Consider the following 1,062-nt stretch of genomic DNA (forward strand, 5'->3'; position numbering starts at 1 on the left):
TAGCGGGCGGCCGGAAGGTGAATGCTAGGCATGATCTAACCCTCGGTCTCTGGCGTCGCGACTGCGAAATTTCGCGAGGGTTTCCGAGAAGGTGATTGCGCTTCGCAGATCTCCAGGCGCGTGGGTGCGGACGTAGTCAGCGCCATTGCCGATCGCGTGAAGTTCCGCCGCAAGGCTCGCTGGACCCAGATCCTTTACAGGAAGGCCAACGGTGGCGCCCAAGAAGGATTTCCGCGACACCGAGACCAATAGCGGAAGCCCCAACGCCGACTTCAGCTTTTGAAGGTTCGACAGCACGTGCAGCGATGTTTCCGGTGCGGGGCTCAAGAAAAATCCCATCCCCGGATCGAGGATGAGCCGGTCGGCAGCGACCCCGCTCCGTCGCAAGGCGGAAACCCGCGCCTCGAAGAACCGCACAATCTCGTCGAGCGCGTCTTCGGGTCGAAGGTGACCGGTGCGGGTGGCGATGCCATCCCGCTGCGCTGAGTGCATAACCACCAGCCTGCAGTCCGCCTCAGCAATATCGGGATAGAGCGCAGGGTCAGGAAATCCTTGGATATCGTTCAGGTAGCCCACGCCGCGCTTGAGCGCATAGCGCTGGGTTTCCGGTTGGAAGCTGTCGATTGAAACACGGTGCATCTGATCGGACAGGGCGTCTAAGAGCGGCGCAATACGTCTGATCTCATCGGCCGGCGATACAGGCCTCGCGTCCGGATGGCTGGCGGCCGGTCCGACATCCACGACGTCTGATCCGACTCGCAGCATTTCGATCGCCGCGGTGACAGCGCCGGCGGGGTCTAGCCGCCGGCTCTCATCGAAGAAGGAGTCCTCGGTGAGATTCAGAATGCCGAACACCGTCACCATGGCGTCGGCCTCCGCAGCGACTTCCACGATGGGGATCGGGCGAGCAAAAAGGCAGCAATTATGAGCCCCATACCTACAAAGCCCCACGCATCAAGCTTTTGCCCATGAAGCAACCAGGCAATGGCTGTAATTATGACGACGCCGAGTCCCGACCAGACTGCATAAGCAACACCGACAGGGATGGATTTCAGAACCAGA

2 protein-coding genes are annotated in these 1,062 nt (G+C 60.6%); both read right to left on the reverse strand.

Annotation, left to right across the window (positions count from 1 at the left end; translation table 11 throughout):
• Positions 1-24: 24 nt before the first annotated feature.
• Positions 25-864 carry a sulfonamide-resistant dihydropteroate synthase Sul1 gene (sul1, locus tag ACOTZF_RS25195; RefSeq protein WP_000259031.1) on the reverse strand — a complete coding sequence of 280 codons (840 nt, stop codon included), beginning with the start codon at positions 862-864 and terminating at the stop codon, positions 25-27.
• The coding region (locus ACOTZF_RS25200; RefSeq protein ID WP_016810057.1) for a DMT family transporter at positions 858-1,062 on the reverse strand (205 nt) is incomplete at its 5' end. The genes sul1 and ACOTZF_RS25200, both read right to left, overlap by 7 nt.

Source organism: Enterobacter cloacae complex sp. SHL021 (genome assembly GCF_049237765.1).
GTDB classification, from domain to species: domain Bacteria; phylum Pseudomonadota; class Gammaproteobacteria; order Enterobacterales; family Enterobacteriaceae; genus Enterobacter; species Enterobacter cloacae.

What these genes read in the sequence shown, in the direction of transcription:
- sul1 (WP_000259031.1), bottom strand. Translation starts at nt 864, where the DNA reads ATGGTGACGGTGTTCGGCATTCTGAATCTCACCGAGGACTCCTTCTTC.